This window comes from Enterococcus sp. DIV0176 (assembly GCF_050528535.1).
Lineage (GTDB): Bacteria > Bacillota > Bacilli > Lactobacillales > Enterococcaceae > Enterococcus_B > Enterococcus_B thailandicus.
This window is the reverse complement of record NZ_CP172879.1, coordinates 1,025,748-1,046,384: the sequence shown is the minus strand read 5'-3', so window position 1 is coordinate 1,046,384 and position 20,637 is coordinate 1,025,748. Positions and strand designations below refer to the sequence as shown.

18 protein-coding genes, 1 pseudogene and 1 CRISPR repeat array are annotated in these 20,637 nt (G+C 34.6%); of the genes and pseudogenes, 2 read left to right on the top strand and 17 right to left on the bottom strand.

What is annotated here, in order from left to right; all coding sequences use genetic code 11:
• Window positions 1–21: 21 nt before the first annotated feature.
• The 3 genes and pseudogenes from hemW to IGJ66_RS05030 form a co-directional block, all read right to left on the bottom strand.
• The gene (hemW, locus tag IGJ66_RS05040) at window positions 22–1,203 is read right to left on the bottom strand and encodes a radical SAM family heme chaperone HemW (RefSeq protein WP_075491004.1); all 1,182 of its coding nucleotides are present in this window, start codon (window positions 1,201–1,203) and stop codon (window positions 22–24) included.
• Window positions 1,204–1,317: 114 nt separating this feature from the next.
• A pseudogene (locus IGJ66_RS05035) lies at window positions 1,318–1,548 on the bottom strand (tyrosine-type recombinase/integrase); the annotation flags it as partial.
• A gap of 154 nt (window positions 1,549–1,702) precedes the next feature.
• Window positions 1,703–2,536, bottom strand: a complete 834-nt coding sequence (locus IGJ66_RS05030) for a helix-turn-helix domain-containing protein (RefSeq protein WP_430616912.1) — start codon at window positions 2,534–2,536, stop codon at window positions 1,703–1,705.
• 235 nt (window positions 2,537–2,771) lie between these two features.
• Here IGJ66_RS05030 and IGJ66_RS05025 point away from each other — a divergent pair, with 235 nt between their 5' ends.
• Complete coding sequence (locus tag IGJ66_RS05025; RefSeq protein WP_067484252.1) at window positions 2,772–3,425, top strand: hypothetical protein; 654 nt, start codon at window positions 2,772–2,774, stop codon at window positions 3,423–3,425.
• Window positions 3,426–3,852: 427 nt separating this feature from the next.
• On the opposite strand, the gene IGJ66_RS05020 is transcribed toward IGJ66_RS05025, so the two are convergent.
• The 4 genes from IGJ66_RS05020 to IGJ66_RS05005 all read right to left on the bottom strand — a co-directional run bounded on the left by IGJ66_RS05020 (window position 3,853) and on the right by IGJ66_RS05005 (window position 5,929).
• Window positions 3,853–4,014, bottom strand: coding sequence for a hypothetical protein (locus tag IGJ66_RS05020; RefSeq protein WP_430616911.1), 162 nt, complete (start codon window positions 4,012–4,014; stop codon window positions 3,853–3,855).
• 44 nt (window positions 4,015–4,058) lie between these two features.
• Window positions 4,059–4,277 carry a hypothetical protein gene (locus IGJ66_RS05015; RefSeq protein WP_067484249.1) on the bottom strand — a complete coding sequence of 73 codons (219 nt, stop codon included), beginning with the start codon at window positions 4,275–4,277 and terminating at the stop codon, window positions 4,059–4,061.
• 15 nt (window positions 4,278–4,292) lie between these two features.
• Entirely contained in the window at window positions 4,293–4,613 is a 321-nt protein-coding gene (locus IGJ66_RS05010; protein ID WP_430616910.1) for a hypothetical protein, read from the bottom strand.
• Window positions 4,614–5,263: 650 nt separating this feature from the next.
• Window positions 5,264–5,929 (bottom strand): hypothetical protein, encoded by a 666-nt coding sequence (locus IGJ66_RS05005; protein WP_430616909.1) that lies wholly within the window; start codon window positions 5,927–5,929, stop codon window positions 5,264–5,266.
• Between the two features lie 900 nt (window positions 5,930–6,829).
• On the opposite strand from IGJ66_RS05005, the gene IGJ66_RS05000 reads away from it, so the two are divergent.
• Window positions 6,830–7,546, top strand: a complete 717-nt coding sequence (locus IGJ66_RS05000) for a hypothetical protein (protein ID WP_430616908.1) — start codon at window positions 6,830–6,832, stop codon at window positions 7,544–7,546.
• Between the two features lie 236 nt (window positions 7,547–7,782).
• Here the strand turns inward: IGJ66_RS05000 and IGJ66_RS04995 are convergent, their stop codons facing one another.
• The 10 genes from IGJ66_RS04995 to IGJ66_RS04950 form a co-directional block, all read right to left on the bottom strand.
• Complete coding sequence (locus IGJ66_RS04995; RefSeq protein WP_430616907.1) at window positions 7,783–9,126, bottom strand: glycosyltransferase family 2 protein; 1,344 nt, start codon at window positions 9,124–9,126, stop codon at window positions 7,783–7,785.
• Window positions 9,123–9,632: a cell division protein gene (locus IGJ66_RS04990; protein WP_430616906.1), complete on the bottom strand. Its 510-nt coding sequence runs from the start codon at window positions 9,630–9,632 to the stop codon at window positions 9,123–9,125. The genes IGJ66_RS04995 and IGJ66_RS04990 overlap by 4 nt, the downstream gene beginning before the upstream one ends.
• 168 nt (window positions 9,633–9,800) lie before the next feature.
• A complete protein-coding gene (locus tag IGJ66_RS04985; RefSeq protein ID WP_071868505.1) occupies window positions 9,801–11,123 on the bottom strand; it encodes a 2-hydroxycarboxylate transporter family protein in 1,323 nt (440 codons plus the stop codon).
• A 99-nt stretch (window positions 11,124–11,222) separates the two neighbouring features.
• Entirely contained in the window at window positions 11,223–12,866 is a 1,644-nt protein-coding gene (locus IGJ66_RS04980; protein ID WP_067484238.1) for a malolactic enzyme, read from the bottom strand.
• Window positions 12,867–13,365: 499 nt separating this feature from the next.
• Window positions 13,366–14,319 (bottom strand): tRNA dihydrouridine synthase, encoded by a 954-nt coding sequence (locus IGJ66_RS04975; protein ID WP_095803547.1) that lies wholly within the window; start codon window positions 14,317–14,319, stop codon window positions 13,366–13,368.
• 231 nt (window positions 14,320–14,550) lie between these two features.
• Window positions 14,551–15,489, bottom strand: a complete 939-nt coding sequence (ribF, locus tag IGJ66_RS04970) for a riboflavin biosynthesis protein RibF (RefSeq protein ID WP_430616905.1) — start codon at window positions 15,487–15,489, stop codon at window positions 14,551–14,553.
• Window positions 15,490–15,492: 3 nt separating this feature from the next.
• Window positions 15,493–16,416, bottom strand: a complete 924-nt coding sequence (truB, locus tag IGJ66_RS04965; RefSeq protein WP_067484233.1) for a tRNA pseudouridine(55) synthase TruB — start codon at window positions 16,414–16,416, stop codon at window positions 15,493–15,495.
• A 344-nt stretch (window positions 16,417–16,760) separates the two neighbouring features.
• Window positions 16,761–17,264, bottom strand: coding sequence for a hypothetical protein (locus IGJ66_RS04960; protein ID WP_430616904.1), 504 nt, complete (start codon window positions 17,262–17,264; stop codon window positions 16,761–16,763).
• Window positions 17,265–17,401: 137 nt separating this feature from the next.
• Window positions 17,402–17,965: direct repeats of the CRISPR family, unit length 36 nt; unit sequence GTTTTGGAAGCATTCAAAACAGCATAGCTCTAAAAC.
• A 610-nt stretch (window positions 17,966–18,575) separates the two neighbouring features.
• Window positions 18,576–19,280 (bottom strand): phage tail tip lysozyme, encoded by a 705-nt coding sequence (locus IGJ66_RS04955; protein WP_430616903.1) that lies wholly within the window; start codon window positions 19,278–19,280, stop codon window positions 18,576–18,578.
• 142 nt (window positions 19,281–19,422) lie between these two features.
• Window positions 19,423–20,115, bottom strand: a complete 693-nt coding sequence (locus IGJ66_RS04950) for a M23 family metallopeptidase (protein WP_176694872.1) — start codon at window positions 20,113–20,115, stop codon at window positions 19,423–19,425.
• Window positions 20,116–20,637: the final 522 nt, after the last annotated feature.

Here is a 20,637-nt window from a genome sequence, read left to right as displayed (position 1 = left end):
TTAACTAAATTTAAACATTTTTTATTCATTGATTTCTGTTTTTGGTAACAAAAATTTTTCAAAAACTTCGTTCCCTAAAAATGTACCTTTAGGGGTTAAATAAACTCTTTCTTCAGTGTTCACCAACAAGTCGTCTTTCACTAACGTATCTAACGTTGACTGGTAGAGTGACTCTATCGTTTGTTGATAACGATCATAAAAATGTTGTTTGTTGATCCCGGATTTTTTACGCAACCCCAAAAACAGCTCCTCTTCAATCTGATTGTTTCGTGATAACGTTTCTTTTTCTAAAATCGGTAAATTTCCTTCACGCAAGGGACGCAAATAATGCTGGATTGGCCCCTTGTTTCGATAACGTGTTTGATCAAGATACCCACTTGCCCCTGCACCAAACCCAAAATAATGGTCATTATTCCAGTACATTAGATTATGTTGTGATTCATGACCGGTCAATCCAAAATTACTAATTTCATATTGATGACGGCCATGTTGTTCCATTGCTTCAATCGTTTCCTCGAACATTTGCGTTTCTGTTTCTTGATCGGGTAACTCTAATCGACCTTGTCTTACCCAGTTCATGAACATTGTTTTATTTTCCAAAATCAACGAGTATAAAGAATAGTGCGGTAAATCTAGCGCTAATGCTTTTTCCAGTGTATCACGATAATTTTCAAGTGTTTGTCCAGGTAAAGCATAAATCAAATCAATGCTTACATTGGAAAAGTTTTCTGCTTCTAAAAATGACATTGTTTGGTATACATCTTCAGCAGTATGCTTTCTGCCAATTTTTTTTAACAAACGATTATCAAACGTTTGAACGCCCATAGATAAACGGTTCACACCATAGTTTTTCATGACTTGTAGTTTTTCTCGCGTTAAATCACCTGGATTCGCTTCAACAGTAAATTCCTTTCCAGTTCGAAAAGGTAAAATATCACGAGCGCCTGCTAGCAAACGATCTAATTGTTGTGCGGATAACGAAGTTGGTGTTCCCCCACCAACATATAATGTTTCTAAATCTTCTATAGGATGTTTCTCCATCATCAACTTCATCTCTTTTAGTAACATTTCAACATACTCATCAACTGGTTGGCCCTCTAAAAAAACTTTATTAAAATCACAGTAATAACAAATATGCTCACAAAATGGAATATGGATATACGCAGAAGTTTTATGTTCTGCGGAATTAGTTGTTTCATTCATTGACTTAAATTCTCCTTACGCCGAAAAGTCGTACCATTTTTCGACCTTCTTTTCGATCACTCATTTCGATCACTCATATAAAAGCATACTAACTGTATTTCATGAACAAATCCACTAAAAAATCCAAGAATTGACTTCTTGGATCACTTTTTCTTTCGTTGTACTAGACACTTGATTGTAAATTTCCAGTGTTGTTTTCATATTGGAATGACCCACTCGATCCATGATGGCTTTGATTGGGACGCCAGCTTCAGCCAAAAGAGAAATATGCGTGTAGCGAAAGGTATGCGTAGTAACATGTTTATTAAAATCAGGGTATTTTTCTCTTAAGATATCTTTGACACAGTTATTTATTCTTAAACAAAAATGTATTATTTCAGATGTTTGTTTTTTATTCAATACTTGTATTTTATTTTTTCATAATATGTTATCTTCGTGGTATACATTATTCTAACCATTCATTGTTGGATAGTGGACTTAGAATATTTTTCACATACGTTTATGTATAAACTTTTTCAATATAATCGACCCATCCCATTTCATCAAGCAATTCTAATGTATTTACGATTCTTCTTTTTTCATTTTCATCGTCAAACCCCTGATCATGATTTAATAGTAGACTAAAAATATTTTTTACCATTTTAGCTTGCATATCATCGCTATTAAAAATAATTTTATCAAGTTCACTTAAAAATAATTGGATATTTGTTTCATTTTTTCTCGTATAAGATAAAGACAGGCCATTGATAATAAAATTTTGTAAATCTCTTGAGTAATTTGAACTATCTAAATAAATTTTCATGTGCTGTATGCTTTCGACAAAATTAAACCTTATGTACTTATCTTCAAATAAAAATAAACAATTTGAAAATATAACAAGTTCGAATCTTCCCCATGTTTGTATCTTATCTAAATAGTTAATGATTTTTTTTGCAATTTTGCGTTGTTCATTTTTATCTAGTGCGTCACCTTTATACTCTCTAACTAAATAATATTGAGCATATAAACTGTAATAATAGAAATCTTTGGTATCAATATACATATCCAGAATTTCATTTGCAAAATTTATATCAAAAGGATTAAGGTACTTTTTCGATAATTCAACAGATACTTTCTTTTTACCTTCTAATTCTTTTTCATTCAATATGAATTCATATTCTTCTAAGCTAATATTTAGTCTTTTAAGATATTTCAATAAAATAGTAAAACTTATTTTAATTCCCCCATTTTCAAAAGAAGACAATGTATTTCTATGTGAAATCCCTTCAGCCAGCTTTTCTTGGGTAAAATTCCTTTCTTTTCGTAAAAGTTTCAATAGTTCATTGTGCTCCATACAAACCCCTCCCTTTTTGTAAAATTTTAAATCATTTTACTCTATTTAAAAATACTTTTTTGACGAATTACTATGCAAAATAATCTGATGAGAAATTTACTTATATAATTACTTTGCAAACAACCATTATATGAAGGAGGTTATTTTATGGAAACATATCCTGAATTATTACTCGACGGCGCTTGGCAAACAACTGGAGTTAAATAAATTTATATAAGAAAAGAGGATAAATAAAATGATGAGAAAAGGATTTATTGGTTTAGCCGCAACATCAATGTTAGGTTTTTCACTTCTAAGTAGTGCTAGTCTAGTTGTAAATGCAGATGATTTAGCTGTCGTAGATTCTAATGGTATTCAGCTTTCAAACATAGATTCTTTTACCTTAGATCTTAATTCACAACAACAACTTTTTATGAACAAATTAACTCATATATATCCATACTTCTATTTCAATCATAATCAGCTTGCTTTATCAATTGATTATGATACATTAAAAACAGAATATGGTTTTACTGATGATGATATCGTTACAATTGATTCCATGTTAAAAGCTCCAGCAATCTCTTGGGATAACGAAACTTCCAATATTCAATCCAGAATGTATGTTAAAGGGAGCAAAGTATATTTCACTCATGCTGATGTAGTTTCTGCTCTTTACTCAGCAGCTTTAATCGGACCGTCAGCTATTTATGCAGCAATAGTCGGGTTAGGAACCATTTCTCTCGGTCCAGTTGGAACTGCTATTGCGGGAGCAGTAGGGATTTTAGGCTTTCCAAGTTTGGCTGGGTTTACCTATCAAGTTATCCAAGCCGCCTCAAACGGACAAGGTGTTTATTTAGGAGTCGAAATGAATGGAATTTTTCCAAATATCGTCAGCGGTACATTTTAAAATAGATTGAGGGATTTTATTGAAGAATAGAAATTTGTTGGTCATAAGTATTATCTTAATCCTCGGCTCTAATATAGGTTTTGTCACCCTATCTGATCTTCCAAAATCTGTCTGGATTACACTTACTTTTATTGGTAGCTGCTTGTTTTTATACACTTGCATAAAACGTGGTCTAGCTAAAAAAAAAATACTCATTTTTACTTTTCTAATTGTCGCTACTTTTTTAGTATCAAATTTTTTTCTCGATAATTCTGCCTTACTGGTATATTTTGTTAATAGTTTAGTTGGTAGTCTGCTTATTTATTCATTAGAAAAAACATAATGGGTGCAACTACTTAAAAGACACAAACAACTTTACAGAAAATAGTCTATAAAGTTGTTTGTGTCTTTTATATGTTTCCATAATTGGAACATATCAATCAGTTTTTTATTTATCCAATCCCACTAATTTTCGTTGCTTACGATTTGCCTCATCTGCTATATAGTTCATCACTGTTTTAAATTCTTTCGCTGTGGCATTTTTGGATAGATCAGCAATACTCTTATTGTATTTTTTTACGATTTTTTGAACTTGTTCTTTCTCAGTCATGTAATTCCTCCGATGTTTTTATCTGTCTCTGCTTAACGTAGCCTTCAATTATTATCATAAGAATCACCTTCTTTAATCAACTTCATTTCTTTTTTTAAATTCCAAAAAGAAGCAATACCGACAATCATTCCAATCATACTCAAAAATGCCCAAAAATATCTTTTTTGAAGAAGTAAGATGACTGAGAAAATAGCCATGATAATCGAGCAAAATATGCCTATATTAATCAAACGATTGATTTTTTCTTTTGTCTTTTTACGCATCCAAGTATGCTCCTATTATGCTAAAATATAATGGTCGTTCTTTCCATCTGCTAAAATCCCCCCAACTGATGCACTAGCAATCGTACGTGCAGCATTGATCATCCTGCTTAATAAACCACTCAATCCGATACCTACTCTAGCTAAAATTTGTTTTTCAACCATTCTAGTAATATTTTTGCGATTATTTCTTAATAACGTTCTTACCGCTCCAAAATTGCTTGCAGCCGTCCATAATCCAATTGCTATTAACCCTACATCAATAACACCAGCAACAAAACCAGTTGAGTTCCACCAATTTTTCCCTACGCCTCGTATTCTTGGATTGAATCCAGTCATTGCTAAATACTAATTGATTGCTTGTTCCATTCTTAATTCATCTTCTACTATTAACAATAATTCTCCGTTTTCTTCCAATTTAGGTTGAACCTTCTCATAATCCTCTTTAATTTTTTCAATAACCACTTTAGAATTTTTCTTTTCTTCTACATAAAAAAGGATGTTTTTTCAGAGATAAAATTAGTGTCAATATTCTTAGTTTTCTCTAAATTTGATTTATTTGCTAAGCAACTACACTATCATTTGTAATAAATATAGATAAAACAAATGTAAACAAGACTACAATTAGTAAGTAGATGAATCCTTTTTTATAGCGTAATTCATTAGTAAAGCCTCCTAAATAAACTTTAAGACTATCTGATGTTATACTCAAAGATAGTTGTCAATTTCTTATCTACACGATTAAATCTTAGCTGATTTCTATTGCAGCATGTACTTTTTCTTCCACTTAATCTCGTATATCATCTTCTAAAAATTTTTTCAGCGAATGATATATCCTAAATATCGTGGGAATAAAAATAAGACTCAAAAAACAGACCACATATTTTTTTTGAATAAACGATGTAATACTCAACATGAAAAAAAAGAAAATAAGAAAAAGAAAAATTTTATTCGTTCTGATTAGAAATGCACTGAACTTCTTACTCATTTTACGCTAAAATATATCCATCTAGTCTTTTTCCATCTACATAGTCAATTCCCCACGCAACGGCGTAGCCAAGACTTATTCCAGACAGAGCACCAGCAACATCTAATCCAGCAGATAGCCAATTTCCAAGAGTGATTCCAACTTTAGTTCTTAGCTGTCTCTCGATTGACCGAGTAATATTTCTTCTATTTACTCTAATTATCTGTATTATTTGGTTCGCCGATCTAGCTCCCGCTCCAAACCCAAGAGCAATAAACGCGACGTCAATAACACCACCAATAAAGCTCCTACTATTCCACCAATTACGACCAAATCTTCTTAAATAGGAACTATACCCTACCGCTTTCAAGTACTCGGTTATTGCTGTATCCAATCTCATTTCATCTTCAGGCGTTAATAATATTTCTCCTTCTTCGTTAAATTTAGGTGGCACGTCTCCATACTCTTCCTTGATTTTCTCAAGAGCTAGTTCAGAATTCTTTTCTTCTTTCGAGTAATAAATTGCCAAGTCTTCATCATTAAAGTAGCTTTCACTATTCTGAGTTTCATCTAGAATCAACTCATTTGCCAAAACAACCACACTACCACTTGTTGCTACAACGGACAAAGCAAAACTTACTGCTATTACACGAACCCACACTTTCAAACCTAGATATTTCTTTTTCATTATGTATCCTCCAAAGTTAATATTTGTCTTATATGACAATAAAACTATAAATTGATAACATCGTTATTGACTAAAGACACCATAAAAAGTACTTTTATACTCATAATTGTCACTTATTTTATAGCTTATAAAAAAACATCAGATATCTTAAAATCACAACAATAATATGCTCACAAAATGGAATATGAATATACGCAGAAGTTTTATGTTCTGCGGAATTAGTTGTTTCATTCATTGAATTCTCTTTATTATGTATTAGTTTAAGCAATATACTAGAATCAAATTGATGGCTTAAAATAGGAAACCAAGAAAAATAAATTCTTTCTAACGTTTCATTGCTGACTCAATCTTAGACATGTCGGAGTCTGACACTTCCTTGTCTACATTTGAACGAACGATTTTTTCACCTTATATAATGAATGGATTCCCCAACAAAACATACCAAGCCAATCTTTCCAATTATAAATCTACTAATAAAAATCAACCTCTCTCCTGTCTCTACATTTCTCTACACTAAGTAACTAATTAATTTTTTGTTCACTTATTTACTCCTTTTGATTAACTCCACTTATATCAAAATCTACTATCAATCAACAACATCTTCATTCATCCTTTGTCTCTTTTTTACCTTATGATCAAAACATAAACTCCTTCTTTCAACATTTATTGTTGTTTTATGAAGACGGCTTAACTATAAATAGATGACAAAGTTATTGTTTAGTTTGCTCGTAAAAGTTCTATTGTTTTCCTAATTGTTTCATTAAAACAGGAAAAATGACAATATCCATGCTAGATAATTTATCAAAAACACCATTCATAACCTAAGTAAATTCAGACATTTGACACAAAATACTATCTGTTATGGTATACTTTTAATAACATAAATTTGGAGATGATTTTATGAAAAAAATGAGTCCTATTTTACTTTCTGCTGCCCTCGCCTTGCTTTTAGTTGGCTGCAGTCCTAAACAAAGCCATACTAAAAAAGCCGCAAACAAACCTAATTTATCAATAACAACTAAAAGCTCTGCCGCTTCTTCAAGTACAACAATCAGCACAACCAAAAATTCCAGTGCCTCAACAACAAGTAGTTCCTCTACTCAAGTCACTTCTCCTTCTCAGGTAGAGTCGCAAACAAGTGAACTAGCGGTTCCTAGCACTAGTGAGCAGCCACTAACTGACACAAGCTCTTCCCAAGTAACTCAAGTAGATCCACTAGCTGGTTATTCTGATTTGCAAATTGAGTACGCTCGTGTTTGGTTGACTTTCATGGGTGCTGCTATACCAGATGATTTCGAATTACATGTTCACCTTAGTCCAGCAGGTCAGCCGATTGATCCTTATGACAATGGAAGTCTTACTTATCCAACTGAAACAGTTACTCTTTCTGGAAAATATTCGTACCAAGGTCTTGTCGTTTATGCAAGTAATCACGATGGAACAGTTACACGTTACCCAACACCTTCTCACTGGCAAATGTCTGCGGATGAAGCGAGTGATCCAGAAGCGATTCGCGCATTAACACAAAACGTTCTTGATCAAGCAACCGTTGTCCCTATTCCAACCGGTGATTCAGAACAAGTAAAACGATTGATAGCTGTTACAGTGATTGATTAATGACTGTAAGGTAATCTTGAACTGATTTCCAACTATTTCTTGAACAACGAATCTACTTGTTTAAAAAACTATTACTGCACACAAGTATTTTCCATTCAATATTTAGTTGACATAATTTATTTCCTATACACATTCTTCTCACAAAAAACAACACAAGCAATCCTATCTAGGGATTACCTGTGTTGTTTTTTGCGTATCCTTCATTCGTACTTTCGTAAGCATGAACAATCATTTTCCTATTCATTCATTTCATCTGTTAAATCTTTTTTTGAAGTTGGTGGGCCTTTTCGATCTGGGCTTTTCCACGTGCCTGAACCTAAGCCTAGAATTGTTTTGATCGCTGGAATAAAAGTTGTCACAATCGTTAAGGCATTTATCATCCAATAAAGTAACATATATAATGGTGCAAAAAATAAATACTTGATTTTTCTTCCTTGGTCATCCAAGATGAGCGATGCTCCTAATTGAAAAATTCCTGAGATCATTTCAAAGCAGACAAAAAGAAAAGACAACGTAATCATGTGATAGATTCTTTCCGTGTTCCCTTCCAAAATAAACTTGACTAAACTCCACAAAAAAATCAAACTAGAGATCCAAAAGAAAAACGACCAAATGATACTGAACGTTTGGTCAATGAACATGACCGTGTGGCCAATATTTCTAAATGGGTGCAACACTATTTTTTTGAAATTCGTCAACCAAACTTCTGTTCCACCTTTAGCCCAGCGTTTTCTTTGGCGATAAAGCATCCTCAAAGATTCTGGAACCTCCATAAAAAACATGATTCGTGGAGCAAAAAGTGAAAGCCAACCATCCATTTGATGATCCCACGCAATGCTGATATCTTCCGTTGCTCGGTCTTGTCTAAATAATCCCACATCGATTAATGCGTCTTTTCGGTACATCGTGTTTGCACCACTATAAGCGTAGATACTGCCTAAAACGCCAATTTGTGTACGTTTTATGATTCCGACAATACTAGAAAATTCGACCGTTTGTGACTTTGCAATTAGTTTCGTTCTATTTTGCACATCCATATTGGCTGTAACTGCAGAAATATTTGTCGAATCTTGGCGAATAAAATAGTTGACGTACATGTTCAAAGAGTCGGGCTCCGGAACTGTATCTGCATCATTACTTAGAATCAATTTCCCTTTTGCAAACCCCATACCAATATTGAAAGCATGTGCTTTCCCCTTGTTCTTTTCAATTCGAATGACTCGTAGCTTGGAATATTTTTTTTGTAACCGAGCTAAAATTTCAGGTGTACTATCAGTAGAGCCATCATCTGTTACCAATACTTCATAATGTTTATAGTTTAGTTTAGTCATCAAGTACTCTATTGTATTTTCAATAACGATTTCTTCATTATGAGCAGGAACCATGATTGTAATGAATGGCTCAACCTCTACCGGGATATCATCCCACTCTGTTTGTTTATATTTAAAAAGAAAGGTATAACATAAAACACCGATAAACCAAGAAAATCCACCAATAATTGGATACGTAACTAGGACCAAAAACATGATCATTAAAATAATATCTAGTATATAATTACCAGTTTGAAAAAAAGTCATCATAGCTCCACATTGCCTTTCTTATAAAGGTTGCGTACAAAATCTGTATCTAAGTTTTGCTCTTCCTTTACGGAATAACTACACACTTCTTTGCGAACTGCTTCAGGACCAAATCGAACATCAAACGCTTCGTTTAGTAACTGACGACGTTTTTCCAATTGTTCTTCGTCATATTGAACCTTTTTCTGCAAAAGATTTTTGAAATGAAAATTATTTCGTATCGTCAATCCAATGTAAAAGATAGCAATCACAACAAACGTGACGCTCAAGAAAACAAATAGAAATTTTAAAGTCTGTAATTCATCTTTATAAACAACTAAATGGTTCTTCCATGCTTTTTCTGGCGATAAAACTGGTAGTAATAACCAAATAAAAGGTGATATCACACAAAGCCATCCCACAAGCGAAACAATCGTCTGAAAAATTTTCAATGGATAGTGTTTTTTCTCAAAATAAGCGTCAGTGACAAGCATTTGCTCTACTTCCTCTCGACTAATCTTCGGTTTCATGTTATCTCCCCCTCTTTCTTATCAGCTGATGCTGCGTTTCTTCTAGTCTGACGGTTTTTCAAACATTTAGCAACTTATTTACCTTCAATACGCGCTGCATTTTCACCAACAATCTGCGTAAAAATAAAAAGCCAAACATGTTCACTAAAAACATGCTTGACTTCTTTTTTATGAAAGCAACTGCATCAAAAATCCTGAGATAATCAAGACAATTGCTCCGCCTAAACGATTTCCCATTTGGGCAAACGCAATGAGTTCCATTCGATTCGCAGCAGAAAGTACCGCAACGTTACCGGTACCGCCCATTGAATTATTACATAACCCCGCAGTAATTGAAGATTCAATTGGATAAAGACCAAATAGTCGACCGACAAAACCAGATACTATTGAAATAACAATGACACTTGTTAAACAAAGTACAACAAACTGCCAAGTTAAGGCGGAAGCTAATACATTTAAATTCAAAAGCGCAATCCCGATACCAGCAAGAACAGCCGCAGTCAAGTTTTTCACAATTAAGTTATTGAACATAATAGCTGCATCCTCATAATATTCAGGCAAGATATTCGTAATTTTACAAATGACAACGATAATAATCATAAACGCATACGCATGAACTTTCGGAACAAAGTAATTACAAATTTGTCCAAGAATGAAAAAGGTGATTGAAATCATCAATCCTACACCCAATTGAGAAATATTCGGTTTCACTGTACGAGGTTTTCCATCACCAAGATCGCCTTTTTCCATCAATTTTCCATTCCCATTAATTTTAGGCATTGATTGTCCAGCGCGTGCCACTAAAGCTGCTCCGATAATGGCTAATACATTGGTCATTGCCGTTGCAGGAATCAAACGAGAAATAATCGACGAGGCATCCGTTCCTAAAACATTTGCATAAATGCTAGACAACGGAACCGCACCTGCACCAACACCACCAGCCATTGCAGGAAGTGACACATACAATACTGAATCAGCAAAGCCGTTGCCGATCAACATCCCTACCAAACCAACTGCAAAAAAGGAAGCGACCATTGAAATCAATGCCACTGGAATAAAACGGACAGAAGCTTTCATCAATAGATTACGATTCATTCCTAAAATACTACCAGTAATCAATGCAGCAATATAAAAATCCAAAAAACCCATATTATTGATAAAATTCTCAGTCGCGTGCACGACATATTCAGGTAAAATACCAAAAGTCGCGATAGCTGCTGAAGCAAAAATAGCAAAAACAGAGCCACCACCAAGATAACTTTTTACAATTGGAAGTTTTGAACCAATGAAATGAAATAAATTCCCTAAAATAACTAATACAGCAATTGGGCCAATCATGTTCGTCGGTAATTTTCCCAACGCCATTGCGACGATCAACACTGCAACCATAATTAAATACAAGGGCAAACTGATACCACTAATTTTTGTTGACCAAATGCTCGTCTTTTTTTCGTCTTCAACCGCTGAAACAGCTGTTGCTTTTTGTACCATACTTACAGATCCTTTCTCCTTTGGCAATCAATAAGAAAAGTAGAACCGTTTGGATGAACTGTCCGCTTTTCTTATTGTCTTGCACACAACTACTTCTAATTATTCAGCCGTTAATTCTGTGTACTCTGGTACCCATTTAGCATCTGCAACGGCTGCTTTGATATCTGAAATTTCTTCACGATTTAGCCCTTGCTCCACCACTGATTTGGCTACAGTTTCTGCAATGATTTGAGAAAACTCAGTAATTTTTGCAACAGGAGGTAAAATAGATGCTCCTGGTTGTGTCACATCAACGATTCCTCCCAAGGCACGACTTGCTTGAGAAATGATTTCTGCATTCACACGCGTTGCAGTTGAAGCAATCAAACCTAATCCAAGCCCTGGATACATCAATGCGTTGTTTGCTTGACCAATTTGGTAAGTTATACCTTGATAGTCAACGTCAGCAGCAGGAATCCCTGTTCCAACTAGTGCTTTTCCATCTGTCCAAGTAATCAAATCTTGCGCTTTTGCTTCAGCAAGCTTAGTTGGATTTGACAAAGGCATAATAATTGGACGTGCTGTATGAGCAGCCATTTCTTTAACAATTTCTTCAGTGAAAGCACCTGGTTGTGTTGATGTACCAATCATGATTGTTGGATGGATTGCTTTCACAACTGCAGTTAAATCTGTCAATTCTGATGCATTTTCAAATTCATCACGATTTCGTGCAAAAGGAATTTGTCCTGGAGTTAGTCCTTCTGTATCTGTAAATAGTAAACCTTGTTTATCTACTTGGTAAAAATGTTTACGTGCTTCTTCTGCTGGAACGCCTTGACGAATCATTTCATCTAAAAGAATATTTGCAATTCCAACACCGGCAGTCCCTGCACCAAAAGTTAAAATTGTTTGGTCTTTTAATGCTTCACCAGAAATATTCAAGCCACCTAACACACCAGCTAAAACAACAATTCCTGTTCCTTGAATATCATCGTTGAATGTTGTAATTTGATCTTCATACTTTTCTAAAATAGTTGCTGCATTTCCACGACCAAAATCTTCCCAATGCAATAGTAATTCGGGGAACAACTCAGTTGCCGCACTTACAAATTGATCAACAAATTGATAATAAGTTTCGCCTTCAACCCGTTTATGGCGATTGCCTAGATATAATGGGTCATTTAGTAATTCTTGGTTGTTTGTTCCAGCATCAAGAGATACCGGTAATACTTGTGCAGGATTGATTCCAGCTGCTGCAGTATAAACCATTAATTTTCCAATCGCAATATCTACACCATTAACTCCCCAGTCACCCATTCCTAAAATTCCTTCTGCATCAGTTACAACGATTAAGCGAATATCTCGGCCATCTGCAGCATTTTTCAGACTTGCTTTAATACTTTCTGGATCATCAATTGAAAGGAAAGCTGCATCTTGCGGTTTCAAGAAAATTTCATTATATTGTTCAATTGAGTCAGCGACTACTGGATCATAAACAACTGGCATAAACTCAACTAGATGTTCACCCATTAATTTGTAGAAAAGTGTACGATTTGTATTAAATAAGTTCATTAAGAAAATTCGTTTTTCTAAATCAGATGGTTTACTTAAGTATTGACCATAAGCTTGAACTGATTGTTGTTCTAATGTTTGAACGGTACTAGGAAGCATACCTGTAAGCCCGTATTTAGCGCGTTCCTCTTTCGTGAATGCTGTTCCTTTGTTTAAAAATGGATTGTTCAATAAATTTAATCCTGTAAGCATAAAAAATTCCTCCTAAGTTTTACTACATGCGAAAGTATAGTCGCCACTTTTAGCTATAGTCAAAACCACGGGTCATGATAAATTTTATTTATATGTAAACATAAAAAAAGTATGACAAGTCAATGCCATACTTTTTAGCTAACAAATGATTTTCAACTATGCGACTTCCAAAATATTTTGCGTCTGTTCAAAAATATGAAAGGCTATTTTTCTCAGTTGTTCTTTATTTTTTCGAAGCTGAACGCTTGGAACCACAACCTTATTCTCGGTGTTCCCAAACCAACTCCTCCATATAGCTTGCATCCACTTCAAAACATTAAAAGCTATTTTGAGTGTTTGGTCGCTATCTTATCGGAGCTAAGCGTTTTGTGCCACAACCTTATTCTCGGTGTTCACCAAGCAACTTCTCGAAATAACTCTCAACTGTACAAAAATATGAAAGGCTATTTTTCTCAGTTGTTCTTTACTTTTTAGAAGCTGAACGCTTGGCGCCACAACCTTATTCAAAACGTCCAAGTATTTCCCGCACCTCATCCGTCGTCTTCGTATTCATCAACCGCGCTCGCAAATCACCAGCACCTGGAAATCCTTTAACATAAATTTTGAAGAAACGATGCAATCCGACTATCGAACGTGGAACCAGCTCAGCATATTGATCTTGCAAATCTAATTGTAAATGCAACAAATCGAGCAGTTCTTTTGAAGAGTGTGCTCTAGGTTCCTTTTCAAAAGCATACGGATTTTTGAAGATTCCTCGACCAATCATCACTCCATCCACACCATACTTTTCAGCTAATTGAAGCCCAGTTTGGCGATCAGGAATATCTCCATTAATAGTAATTAGTGTTTGGGGTGCTACTCGGTCTCGAATGGCTAGCACTTGAGGAATCAAATCCCAGTGTGCATCCACTTTACTCATTTCTTCGCGAGTTCTTAAGTGAATTGACAGATTAGCAATATCTTGTGCTAAAACATGTGATAACCAATTTTCCATTTCTGCTATGTCTTTATACCCAAGTCTTGTTTTCACACTGACCGGTAGCCCACCAGCTTTTGCAGCTTCAATCAATTCTGCCGCAACTTCGGGACGTAAAATCAATCCACTCCCTTTACCATGACCAGCAACATTAGGAACTGGACATCCCATATTCAAATCAATTCCTTTAAAGCCCATTTCTGCCAAGCCAAGGCTCATCTCACGGAAAAATTCTGGTTTGTCTCCCCAAATATGGGCGACCATTGGCTGCTCATCTTCAGTAAAAGTCAAACGACCTCGAACACTTTGTCTACCATCTGGATGACAATAACTATCCGAATTAGTAAATTCTGTAAAGAAGACATCCGGTGCGCCTGCGGCTTGAACAACATGGCGAAAAACAACATCTGTCACATCTTCCATTGGTGCTAAAATAAAAAAGGGCTTTGGTAATTCTGCCCAAAAATTGTTCGTCATTACTTATCTCCGTTCTCTCTTCATTCCAATTTAAAAAAACATGCTTATTATACTAGGATTTTGAAAAAGAAGCAAAGGGAAGGACTCCAATCGTTTTTACTATTGCAGTTAACGAAATCTTCTAAAAAAATAAGAGAGTGTGACACAATTTTTTGCCACACTCCCTATTTATGAATAAAGATGTTCTAAAAGTAACTTATTAAATAATGTTACAACCCTCTTAACTTCTCTTTATTTTTTAAAATAGGCCGCTGTATCAGACTCATCTTTTTTTAGTTGTGCAATCAAGTCATCAACATCCGTAAACTTCACTTGATCGCGTAAAAACTCATTCCAACGAACAACCACATGTTCACCATATATATCTTGATTAAAATCTAAAATAAATAATTCAACAGTTAGCTCTCGGCCTTCGCCAAACGTATCATTATGACCAATGGATCCCATTGCTGGATACCAGTTGTCACCAACTTTGATTTCAGAGACATAGACACCTTCTCTAGGTAAATGAACAGTTCCTTTGACTTTGACATTTGCTGTAGGGAACCCTAACAAGCGCCCCCGAGCGTCACCATGAACCACGACACCTTCAATCTCGTATACACTCCCCAAAAGTTTGGTTACTTCTGTCACATTTCCTGCATCCAATAACTGACGAATACGTGTGGAGCTGATTTTCTCGCCATCTTCGACTTCTTTTTGAACAGTTACAACTTCAAAACGATTGTTTGCATATTCTGGAAGGTGTTCTACATCTGCAACATCTTTTGGTCCATAGGTATAATCAAACCCTGAAACAGCATATTTAGCGTGTAAACCAACAATGTATTGATCGACAAAATCTTGAGGTGCCAAGTGTGCAAATGCAGAAGTAAAATCAATTTCGTATAAGAAATCTACACCAAGTGCAGCCATTTTTTCTTCTTTTTGTTCAAGCGTAGTTAAATATTTAACACTTGCTGGATCAATCTTTTTAAACACGATTGAAGGATGTTGGTTGAACGTCATCAAAGCTAATTTCAATCCTTCTTGGTCAGCGATTTTCTTGCCTGTTTCGATTACTTTTTGATGGCCTAAATGTACCCCGTCAAAAAATCCTAAGACAAGTACTACTTCCTCTGCTGGAATTTGATTTTTTTGATAAGGGTGACGAATTTTGATAATTTCCATCAGTTATACCTCATTTCTTAACACTTTACTTGGTTTTAATTTATCTTTTTCCTTTGGATTAGGCTGGTAGATGCTAACAACTTGATTTTGATAAAACAAAGCAATTTCTTGATCTGGCATCGTTGGCAACCCAAACACGTTGTAATCTAAACGCATGCCATTCTTGACTTTTTGCCAAACAGCTTCACTGATATCTACTCGTGGAAACTTCTCAACGCCTGCTTCGATTGGTAATAAATACTCAGAAATAGTCCCGTTTTCCATATACTCAGCTACTTGCGCCAAAGTGATTGCTTGTTTTTGATTCATTCCTGCGCTTGCTGTTCTTGTCAAGTCAGACATGTGAGCAGGAAATCCTAGTTTTTTTCCCGTATCAACAGCAAGTGTTCGCACATAAGTTCCTTTTCCACAATCAACTTCAAAACGCCAAGATAACAAACCTTTTTCTTGATCCCAGTTTAATTCACTAGTGCGTTCAAAACGATAAATTTGGGCTTTTCTACTTGGACGCTCAACTGTTTCATTGTTGCGAGCATATTCATAAAGACGTTTGCCATTGACTTTCACCGCTGAATACATTGGCGGAATTTGCGTGATTTCTCCCAGAAAAGAGTCCATGATTTGATCGATCTTTTTTTCTGAGATTCGTTCTGTCACCGCTTGTTTTTCAACCACTTCGCCAGATTTATCTTCCGTTGTTGTACTGAAACCAAGTGTAATTTCACCTTGGTATGTTTTCCCAGAATCAGTTAAATATTCAATAACTTTTGTTGCTTTGCCAATACAAATTGGTAACACACCATCTACATCTGGATCTAGTGTTCCACCATGACCGATTTTTTTGGTATGTAATATTTTTCTTAATTTAAATACGCAGTCATGACTTGTCATCCCACGTTCTTTCCATAACGGTAATAGCCCTTCCATTTCTGCTCTCCATTTCTTTTTGATTCAACTGATTTATTATAACACAGCAAGAATAAATACTACATTTTTGAATTCAACTCCAACGATTTTTACATGTTGGATACAAAAACGTAATAAAATTCATCGGGGTGTAAATAGAATACATGTTATTCTTTTTTTATACAAAAGGAGGGATTAGATGGAAAATATTTTCTTCGCACCCTTTGATTGGTTATATGGGTGGCTTTCAGGCAAATAAACACGTCTTCCCCAAGACAAACGAAGAATTTTAAGCTTCGTGCATAAAAAAACGGCAAGTCTCATCATTTGAGGACTTGCCGTTTTTAATTTTTCCAATCATTTGCTTAATATGGGTTTCCACTAGGATCAGTTTCTTGCACTTCTCCTATCGGTGAAACTCGGAAAAAGGTCAATGTACCAGAACCTCCACGTTCACTTGCAGAAAGACTGTAAGCTTTAAAAAGATAATCGCCATCAATCATTTGCCAAAAGATAAAAGCAATATCTGAATCCTTATACTTTGGATATTTTTCGTAAATAGCATCTAGTGCTTGTTTTTGTTCTGGTGTAAAGGAAGGCATTTCACTCGTTGAGTTTGTTGCTGATGCATTTGTACTTTGACCTGTTGAACTCGCTGGTGTTGTCGTTACAGTTGAATTCGTTTCTTCAACAACTGTTTCTGTGTTTGAATCACTTGTTGCCGTTTCTGAGACAGTCTTTGTTGTTGTTGTTTCACTCGTTTGAACCGTCGATTGTGACGTTTTACTTGAAGTTACTTGCTCATTTTTCCCGCAAGAAGCAAGAAACAAAGTCATGCCAATCACACTTAACCCAATTATCTTTTTCATTATCGCCACATCCTTTTATTTTTTTATCAATCCAAAAGATACAAAAATTTCTAGAAAATCTCTTACCACATTCACCTCATTATAACAAAAAAACATTACCCAATAAATGGGTAATGTTTTGGTTAATTTCTCTATCAATTTGGTCAGCATTCAAAACAGCATAGCTTTAAAACTATGACGACAACAAAACAGAAGAACAGAATGTTTTGGAAGCATTCAAAACAGCATAGCTCTAAAACTCACTATCATTGAAGTAGCCATGACCATAGGTTTTGGAAGCATTCAAAACAGCATAGCTCTAAAACAGATATTAGGGTTATTATATATCTAGGACAGTTTTGGAAGCATTCAAAACAGCATAGCTCTAAAACAACTTAAATGCACCATATGCCTATAACGCAGTTTTGGAAGCATTCAAAACAGCATAGCTCTAAAACAAATTAATTAGACGTGCACAAAAATCTAATGTTTTGGAAGCATTCAAAACAGCATAGCTCTAAAACTTACCCTCGTTAGCTCTTTTGTTGTTCCATGTTTTGGAAGCATTCAAAACAGCATAGCTCTAAAACATACGTTGGGTCAGTCGTCCATGAGAACCAGTTTTGGAAGCATTCAAAACAGCATAGCTCTAAAACATCGTGTAAATGGCACGAATAAAACCAGTTGTTTTGGAAGCATTCAAAACAGCATAGCTCTAAAACCTCGGCTAAAAATTTTTGAGGTTCCGTAATCGCACTATTCGTTCATAGCAAAACTTCAGTTTGAATGCTCATCTAGCTTGAATATTTTTATTTCAAAGAGCGTCTTTTTGTTCATTATAACATAGGAACTACTTACCCAATAATTTTGCGAATAAATTTTTATTTTTTAATCTAAATAAAAAAGATTTCTAATCTTATAGCGACCCTCAAAAGTTAGACCAAAAATCTAACTTTTGAGGGTCGCTATTTTTATTTATTGTCAACGCTCATGATCATAGTCATAGATACCATTAGCATTGCTAAAGATTCAGCTTGATAAAAAACTTCCATTAGTAAAGTTAATCGAAAATTGCCAAGGATTTGTGCAAGATAGCTAACTTTTTTGTTTACTTCAAGTCGTCTGATTTAATCAACTGAACTTAGATAACATAATAGAAAAATAAGGTTGAGACAAAACTAAACATTCAGCCTTTCTTAACACCTTTTTTAATTTTAAAACTACCAAAAATCAACGTTTTCAAAAATGAGGTTTAAGTGGTTTTTCTATTTAGGATAGACCCAGCCTCTACAATAAATTAAAATTGTTGAATTTTTATATTGCTTTAATTGATTATTTTGAATTCTTATATGATGGGAAAACGTTAATTAATTTTTCATACTCCGTATTATTAATGTCATCAGTAATTGGTTTAATCTTTCCTTGTGATTCCATCAATTTCAATTTATTATAAATGGTAGCATAATCTCCTGTATTTCCACCTACAATAAATCGTCCATTGTAAAGATATCCTTTCGTTCCTTTATACATTCCATCTACAACTGTAAATTTAATCACTTCTTCTTCCTCCTCTGGTGTTGGTGATGTTGCAGTATCTTTAAATTGGTTATACCAATATCTTGCTTGTGTTTGCCGTTCTGGTTGATTTGGATTAGCTGGTCGTTCATAATAACGTATAAAAATATCGGCTAATGTTTCTGGCGTTTGGGTGCTTTGTGTAAATTGTTTAAAACTCATAGATGGGTGGTAAAATTGTTGTCCATTGGCTACTTCCCATTCTAATCGTTTACATTGTGAAATAACATCTTGATAAGGTAGATTATTTGCTGTCGCCCAATTAATATATTTTGTAGCTGGTGTCCATTGTACTAATCCATATCCACCACTCATATTACCTACATAATCACTTTCCCAGCGATCTGCAATAATTCCACTCTCACTCTGCATATTTCCTAAAAGTGCAGCTACTGATTCTTTTGTCCATTCATGTGAAGTCAGATAATCCCAAATTTGTTTTGCTGTTTCTCGTTGTCCCATGCTTTTTTCCTTTCTATCATACTTTGTATGATTACAAATATACGTCCCTAACTTTACTCTCGTTTTCCTTTATTTATTCCAAACTATATCTAATTGAGAATTTTTTCAGACCAATATACTGTGTTGTATACTCATATTTTAATTATTTTGAATTCTTATATGATGGGAAAACGTTAATTAATTTTTCATACTCCGCATTACTGATATCATCAGTAATTGGTTTAATCTTTCCTTGTGATTCCATCAATTTCAATTTATTATAAACGGTAGCATAGTCTCCTGTATTTCCACCTACAATGAATCGTCCATTGTAAAGATATCCTTTCGTTCCTTTATACATTCCATCTACAACTGTAAATTTAATCATTTCTTCTTCCTCCTCTGGTGTTAGATTATCTGTAGAATCACCTGATAGTAAAATTGGAATTGGATTTATCCATGTTCCATTGTCAATATCCCAGCTTCCTAAAGCTGTTCTCCAGTCTTGTTTTGTTATTCCTAAATGCAAATGTGTAGTTGTCAATTTCCCTAAAGCTTGACCTACTTTTACTTGGTTACCAGTTTTGACATACATCGTAGAACCAAATTCTTGATACATTACTTGATAGTCACCTATTTGCAGAACTATTGCATATTCTATTCCTTGACCAGCATAACCTGCAAAGATAACTTTTCCATCGTTTACTGATTTAAAATCGCCTGAGTACTTTGCTGAACCAAAATCATAACCATCGTGAAAATATCCCCTTCCACGCGGATACGAAGTGTTCCCGAATTGTTGTCCTTCTTCATAAGGTTTAAGTGAGCCGTCAAACGGAAGACGCCAAACCCCCATACACTTCATTCCCTTCCAAATAATATTAAAAGTATGTGCAACTTTTATAATTTTATTGTAGTCTGATTTGTTTGAGTAAAGAGTACGGTCTTCAATTCCAACCTAGACGTTTTGAACTTTATTTTAAGAGTTCAAAATCTATGCCTTTTACAGTAGATTCACTCAAACACGTCTCATAGGCTACAACAGTATTTTCTTTATTGGGTAGATATTTTGATTGAAAAATATCTACAAATTCTGTTGTTGAATCTGACAAAAGTTCTTCTACTGAACAGATCTTTTACTTCTTCTGATGTTACTTCAATTGTGATTATCGTTTTTCTCCTTTCTTATTATTCGCAAGCAAATTTAACAGCCATCCATAAAACTCCATTGACCAAATTAACACATGATGTTAAAATAAGCACATGGTTAAATAAGACATTAAAACATTTATTTAAAAGCTTTCTTAGTCGTTGGCTTTTAATAATCAGTAGTGTTTTTGTTGTCTTTTTAGTTATTAAACTTGTTTACAAGAATTAT

Coding starts and splice junctions, on each gene's coding strand:
- hemW (WP_075491004.1), bottom strand. CDS start 1,203: ATGAATGAAACAACTAATTCCGCAGAACATAAAACTTCTGCGTATATC.
- IGJ66_RS05030 (WP_430616912.1), bottom strand. CDS start 2,536: ATGGAGCACAATGAACTATTGAAACTTTTACGAAAAGAAAGGAATTTT.
- IGJ66_RS05025 (WP_067484252.1), top strand. CDS start 2,772: ATGATGAGAAAAGGATTTATTGGTTTAGCCGCAACATCAATGTTAGGT.
- IGJ66_RS05020 (WP_430616911.1), bottom strand. CDS start 4,014: ATGACTGAGAAAGAACAAGTTCAAAAAATCGTAAAAAAATACAATAAG.
- IGJ66_RS05015 (WP_067484249.1), bottom strand. CDS start 4,277: ATGCGTAAAAAGACAAAAGAAAAAATCAATCGTTTGATTAATATAGGC.
- IGJ66_RS05010 (WP_430616910.1), bottom strand. CDS start 4,613: ATGACTGGATTCAATCCAAGAATACGAGGCGTAGGGAAAAATTGGTGG.
- IGJ66_RS05005 (WP_430616909.1), bottom strand. CDS start 5,929: ATGAAAAAGAAATATCTAGGTTTGAAAGTGTGGGTTCGTGTAATAGCA.
- IGJ66_RS05000 (WP_430616908.1), top strand. CDS start 6,830: ATGAAAAAAATGAGTCCTATTTTACTTTCTGCTGCCCTCGCCTTGCTT.
- IGJ66_RS04995 (WP_430616907.1), bottom strand. CDS start 9,126: ATGATGACTTTTTTTCAAACTGGTAATTATATACTAGATATTATTTTA.
- IGJ66_RS04990 (WP_430616906.1), bottom strand. CDS start 9,632: ATGAAACCGAAGATTAGTCGAGAGGAAGTAGAGCAAATGCTTGTCACT.
- IGJ66_RS04985 (WP_071868505.1), bottom strand. CDS start 11,123: ATGGTACAAAAAGCAACAGCTGTTTCAGCGGTTGAAGACGAAAAAAAG.
- IGJ66_RS04980 (WP_067484238.1), bottom strand. CDS start 12,866: ATGCTTACAGGATTAAATTTATTGAACAATCCATTTTTAAACAAAGGA.
- IGJ66_RS04975 (WP_095803547.1), bottom strand. CDS start 14,319: ATGACGAACAATTTTTGGGCAGAATTACCAAAGCCCTTTTTTATTTTA.
- ribF (WP_430616905.1), bottom strand. CDS start 15,489: ATGGAAATTATCAAAATTCGTCACCCTTATCAAAAAAATCAAATTCCA.
- truB (WP_067484233.1), bottom strand. CDS start 16,416: ATGGAAGGGCTATTACCGTTATGGAAAGAACGTGGGATGACAAGTCAT.
- IGJ66_RS04960 (WP_430616904.1), bottom strand. CDS start 17,264: ATGAAAAAGATAATTGGGTTAAGTGTGATTGGCATGACTTTGTTTCTT.
- IGJ66_RS04955 (WP_430616903.1), bottom strand. CDS start 19,280: ATGGGACAACGAGAAACAGCAAAACAAATTTGGGATTATCTGACTTCA.
- IGJ66_RS04950 (WP_176694872.1), bottom strand. CDS start 20,115: ATGGGGGTTTGGCGTCTTCCGTTTGACGGCTCACTTAAACCTTATGAA.